Here is a 5208-nt window from a genome sequence, read left to right as displayed (position 1 = left end):
CGCACCTCGATCTGCGGGTTGTCGACCCGCACCACGGCCGTGATCTCTTCGGCCACGCCGCCGGTGCCGCCGGGGGTGGCCAGCACGAGCATGGGCGCGTCCGGCGGCAGGGACGTGGGCACGGGGCGGCGGTGCCGGCCGCCGCCGGGCCGGGGGGAACGTTCACGTACAGGCAGGCTCACAGGCGCGCAGTTTATGCCTATTCGCGGCTGGTTGTTCTGTGAATCGGGAGCGATTCCGTCACAACGGGAATGCTGTGATCGAGATCACATCGTGACCGCCGCCGCTGTTGACGAACCCCCCTGAGAAGGGCAACTCTGAGGCAACTAGAAACGCGTTCTAGAGCGACCGTCACACACCGTCCCCGGAGGATGGGAATGAAGCCGTTCTATGTCCGCGAGCTGAGCGTGTACCCGGTCGGTCGCCGGCGGATCTTCCTGCTGGCGATAGCCGTGCTGGCGAGCCTGGTGGCCAACTTCGAGACCACGCTCGCCACGATCCTGCCGCTGCTGATGAAGGACCTGGGCATGTCGCTCACGGTCTACGGCCTGCTCGCCGCGGGATCGGTGCTGATCGGCGGCCTGTCGGCGGGCGTCGGCGGCATCCTGTCCGACCGCTGGGGACGGGTCACGCTCCTGGTGCCCACCCTCACCGTCACGGCGGCCTGCAACTTCCTGCTCGCCACCGTGGACACCGTGGCCGGCCTGTTCTGGGTGCGCTGCCTGATGTTGTTCATCGAGGGCGCCGGGATCACCATCACCGCCTCCCTCGTCCGCGACTTCTCCCCGCGCCTCGGCCGCGCCCAGGCGTTCGCGTTCTGGACGTGGGGGCCGGTCGGGGCGTCCTTCCTGGCCTCGTTCATCGCCGGGTTCACGCTGCCGCTGTTCGACAACGCCTGGCAGTCGCAGGCGATCATCATGGGCGTCGTCTCGCTGGCCATGTGCGCGGTCATCGTCTGGAAGATCGCCGAGCCGTCGGCGGCGCTGCGGGCCCAGGTGCTCGACGCCGAGGAGGCCGTCGCGGCGGAGGAGAAGATCGACGCCGGACGGGTGCGCGAGCTGTTCCGCCATCCCCACCTGTGGGCCCACGTCCTGGGCAACACCGGCTGGCAGGTGCTCTACTGGACGTTCGCGATCTTCGGGCAGACGATCCTGGTGGAGGCGTTCGGCCTGGAGCCCGCGGGGGCCAACCGGGTGGTGGCGCTCGGCATCGTGCTCAACGCGGTGGCCGTGGTCGTCGTCGGCCGGGTCTCCGACCGGCTGCGGCTGCGCAAGCCGTTCACGGCCGCCGGCACCGCGCTGACCGTCCTGACCCTCGCCTACTTCATCGGCATGGTCGGCCCCGGCGTCTCCCCTGGGCACGTCACCGCCGTCTACGCGCTGCTCTTCCTGTTCATGGGCGTCGCGTACGTGCCGTGGATGGCCAACTTCTCCGAGAACGCCGAGGACGTCGAGTCGCGCCTGCAGGGCTCGGCGCTGGGCATCTGGGGCATGGTCGTCCGCGTCATGATCGTGGTGCTGCTGGTCGTCTCGCCCATGGTGGTCTCGGCGGGCGGCTGGGGCGCCTGGCTCGCCGTGGCGCTGGCCGGGCAGGTCGTGTTCCTGGCCTCCACGGCGGCGTTCAAGGGCGACTGGCGCAGGCGCCCGCGGGTCACCGAGCCCGAGACCGCCGTCTGAGCCGTCCCAGAAGTCCTTCGAGCGGCGCGCGTGGGCGGCGGTGGCAGCCGCCGCCCACGCCTTCGCGGCGTTCCCGCCTTCCCCCGCACTCAGGCGAAGGGACCCACCTGGCCGGGCAGCCTCCTGGCGGTGCCGCTCTCGCCGGCGGCGATGTCCAGGTCGCGGGTTTCCGGGGCGATGGCCAAACCTACGGCGGTGACGGCCAGCGCGACAACCACGTACAGGGACACGGCGAGCGTGGTGCCGTACAGGTCGAAGAGCTTGAGCGCGATGATCGGGGCCAGCGCGCCGCCGACGATCCCGGCCACCTGGTAGCCCATGGACGCGCCGCTGTAGCGCAGGCGGGTGCTGAACAGCTCGGCGATGAAGGCGGCCTGCGGGCCGTACATGGCGGCGTGGGCGGCCAGCGCGACCACCGCCGCCAGCACGATCAGCGGGAACGACTTCGTGTCCAGCAGCGGGAAGAACGCGAACACCCACCCGGCCGCCGCCAGCACGCCCGCGAAGTAGACCGGCCGCCGGCCCAGCCGGTCCGACAGCGCGCCGAACAGCGGGATCAGGCCGAGCTGCAGCACCGAGCCGATCAGCACCGCGTACAGCGCCACCGACCGGTCCAGCTTCAGCTGCCCGGTGAGGTAGACGATGATGTACGCGGTGAAGGTGTAGAAGGCCACGTCCACCCCGATGCGCGCGGTGAACGCCGACAGCAGCGCCCGCGGATGCGTGCGCAGCACCTCGACCAGCGGCATCCTGGCCGTGGCGCCGTGCTTCTCGACGCGGGAGAACAGCGGCGACTCGGCGACCCGGGTCCGCACCCACAGCCCGACGAGCACCAGCACGCCCGACAGCAGGAACGGCACCCGCCATCCCCACGCCTGGAAGGCCGCGTCCGGCAGGGCGAAGGACAGGATCGCGAGCAGGCCGGTGGCCAGCACGTACCCGGCGGGCACGCCGACCTGCGGCCAGCTCGCGTTGAAGCCGCGCCGCCTGCTGTCGCCGTGCTCCAGCGACATGATCACCGCGCCGCCCCACTCGCCGCCGAGCCCGAAGCCCTGGACGAAGCGGAGCACGGCCAGCAGGACGGGCGCGGCCACCCCCACGCTCGCGTAGCCGGGGAGCACGCCGATGAGGAACGTCGACAGGCCCATCAGCAGCAGCGTCACGACCAGCACGGTCTTGCGGCCGGCCCGGTCGCCGAAGTGCCCGAACACCACGCCGCCGAGCGGCCTGGCGACGAACGCGACGGCGTTGGTGGTCAGGGCCGCCAGCGTCGCGTTGAGCGGGTCGAGCGACGGGAAGAACAGCTTGCCGAAGACCAGCGTCGCGGCCGTGGTGTAGAGGAAGAAGTCGTACCACTCCAGGGACGTGCCGACGAGGGCGGCGATGATCACCCGGCGGGTCTGGTGCGCGGAGCTTGACATCGAAGGCTCCCAGATGGTCGAGGGGATAGTTTCAACGTAAGGATTGTTGAACAATTCGACAAGAGGTTTGCTCCGTGATTCCCTGGCGCACGTGGAAGACGTGGTCGCGGACCTCGCCCGGCACCGGTCGAGACTGAACCGCAGCAGCACGGCCGAGCGCGTGGCCGACATCCTCCGCGACAACATCATCGAAGGCGCCTTCCCGCCGGGCGCGCGGCTGTCGGAGGAGGCCATCTCCGAAGGGCTCGGCGTCTCGCGCAACACGCTGCGCGAGGCGTTCCGCCTGCTCGGCCACGAACGCCTGCTCGACCACCGGCTCAACCGGGGCGTCTTCGTCCGGCTCCCGTCCGTGGAGGACGTCTCCGACCTCTACACGATGCGGCGGGTGCTGGAAGGGGCCGCCGTCCGGCGCAAGGCGTCGCGGCAGGCGCTGGCGCTCATCGAGGAGGCCGTGCGCGACGCCGAGCGGGCCGCCGCCCAGGGCGACTGGCAGGGCGTCGGCACCGCCAACATCCGCTACCACCAGGCCCTGGTCGGCCTGCACGGCAGCCCCCGCCTCGACGAGGCCATGCGGCAGCTCCTGGCCGAGCTGCGCCTGGTCTTCCACGTGATGGACAACCCGCGCGCCTTCCACGAGCCGTTCATCGAACGCAACCGCGCGCTGCTCGCCCTGCTGACGACCGGCCGCGCCGAGGAGGCGGCGGCCTATCTCGACGACTACTTCGACGAGGCCGAGCGGCTTCTCATCCACGCCTACCAGCCGAACGGGTAGCGTTTTCCGCATGGACCGGATCTTCACCCTGGACGAGGCGCGCGCCCTGCTGCCCGGCATCATCGCCGAGGCGCGGGAGATCGTCGCGGGCCGCGCCGACCTGGCCGAGATCGCCTTCGACCGGCAGGCCGCCGGCGGGTCGCGGCTCGGCGGGCTGCCCGAGATCAAGGCGATCGAGGCGCGCATCGAGGAGACGCTGACCCGGTGGAGCGAGCAGGGGATCGAGGTCAAGGGCGTCGCGCCGCTGCTGATCGACTTCCCCTCCGTGCTCGGCGGGGCGTCGGTGCGGTTGTGCTGGATCGAGGGGGAGCCCGAGCTCGCCTGGTACCACCGTACGGATCTGGGCTTCGCGGGGCGGCGCCCGCTGCCCTGAAGCGTGGCCTACCTGTGACCAACTCGCCACCGTGCCCATGGGTCTAACCAGGTGAGCGAAAGGATCACCACTCATGAGGCTATCCTCAGCGGCCGCCGCGCTCCTCGCGCCGGCGGTCGCCGGCGGGCTGGGGCTCCCGGCCGCCGCCGCACCCGCGCATACCGGGCCGCCGCAGGCCCGCGCGGCCTGGGTCACCGCCTGCGAGCTGCCCGTCGAGGGCACGTCCCCGTGCGGCCCCTGGCACCTGCTCCTCCGTGACGGCCGCAAGGTCACCGTCGGCGACTCCGCCGCCCGCGCCAAGGCCCGCGCGACCTCCCTGTTCGCCCTCAGCGGCGACGGCCGGACCATCGTCTACCAGCGGGCCCGCGACCACCGCCTGGTCGCACGCGCGGCGGCCGGCGGCCCGGTCAGGGAGCTGCCCAGGTCCCTGCGCCCCGGCGCGGACGACGCCCTCTACCTGTCAACGGCCGGCGACCGGCTCCTCGTCGGCCGCCAAGGCCACGTCGACGTGCTCACCCTGGCCACCGGCAGGATCACCGGCCTGACCGTCAAGGGCGAACCGGCCGGCTTCAGCGGCGACGGGGACGAGGTGCTCACCACCCGCGACCTGAGCGACGGCACCAGATGGCTGTACTCCTACGGGCTCGACGGCCGGGCGCTCAGGAGCCAGGCCCCCCAGTTCGTCGCCAACGCCGTCACCCTCGCGCTGTCCCCCGACGGGCACACCGTCGCCGCGTTCAGCTCCGGCGGCAGCCGTGGCGGCCCGCCCCGGATGCGCACGTACGACCTGGAGACCGCCCGGCTCGCCGACGGCGTGAACCTGCCCCTCGCCGGCGACGCCTCGCCCGACCACGCCCGCTGGACCCCTGACGGACGGCTCGCCGCCTACTCCTACGACAGCAGCACCACGAAGTCGACGGTGGTACGGGTGCTCACCGTCGACCCCGCTTCCGGCCAGGCCCGCCG

The 5208-nt window shown here is 71.9% G+C and carries 5 protein-coding genes; 4 read left to right on the top strand and 1 reads right to left on the bottom strand.

Annotated features, from left to right (window positions below; all coding sequences use genetic code 11):
- The first annotated feature begins 377 nt into the window (after nt 1-377).
- Nucleotides 378-1676: an MFS transporter gene (locus tag ACWCSD_RS47455; RefSeq protein WP_397165832.1), complete on the top strand. Its 1299-nt coding sequence runs from the start codon at nt 378-380 to the stop codon at nt 1674-1676.
- An 89-nt stretch (nt 1677-1765) separates the two neighbouring features.
- Here the strand turns inward: ACWCSD_RS47455 and ACWCSD_RS47450 are convergent, their stop codons facing one another.
- Nucleotides 1766-3097 (bottom strand): MFS transporter, encoded by a 1332-nt coding sequence (locus tag ACWCSD_RS47450; RefSeq protein WP_397216124.1) that lies wholly within the window; start codon nt 3095-3097, stop codon nt 1766-1768.
- A gap of 82 nt (nt 3098-3179) precedes the next feature.
- Between ACWCSD_RS47450 and ACWCSD_RS47445 the strand changes: the two genes are divergently transcribed.
- The 3 genes from ACWCSD_RS47445 to ACWCSD_RS47435 form a co-directional block, all read left to right on the top strand.
- Nucleotides 3180-3869 (top strand): GntR family transcriptional regulator, encoded by a 690-nt coding sequence (locus ACWCSD_RS47445; RefSeq protein WP_449925545.1) that lies wholly within the window; start codon nt 3180-3182, stop codon nt 3867-3869.
- Nucleotides 3870-3879: 10 nt separating this feature from the next.
- Nucleotides 3880-4242, top strand: coding sequence for a DUF2203 domain-containing protein (locus ACWCSD_RS47440; RefSeq protein ID WP_387664809.1), 363 nt, complete (start codon nt 3880-3882; stop codon nt 4240-4242).
- A 73-nt stretch (nt 4243-4315) separates the two neighbouring features.
- On the top strand, nt 4316-5208 hold an 893-nt coding region (locus tag ACWCSD_RS47435; protein WP_449925540.1), incomplete at its 3' end, for a hypothetical protein.

It is taken from the genome of Nonomuraea sp. NPDC001684 (assembly GCF_053596515.1).
Note: the sequence above shows the minus strand (reverse complement) of the source record. Positions and strands in the feature narration are given on the sequence as shown.

Coding starts and splice junctions, on each gene's coding strand:
- ACWCSD_RS47450 (WP_397216124.1), bottom strand. CDS start 3,097: ATGTCAAGCTCCGCGCACCAGACCCGCCGGGTGATCATCGCCGCCCTC.
- ACWCSD_RS47440 (WP_387664809.1), top strand. CDS start 3,880: ATGGACCGGATCTTCACCCTGGACGAGGCGCGCGCCCTGCTGCCCGGC.
- ACWCSD_RS47455 (WP_397165832.1), top strand. CDS start 378: ATGAAGCCGTTCTATGTCCGCGAGCTGAGCGTGTACCCGGTCGGTCGC.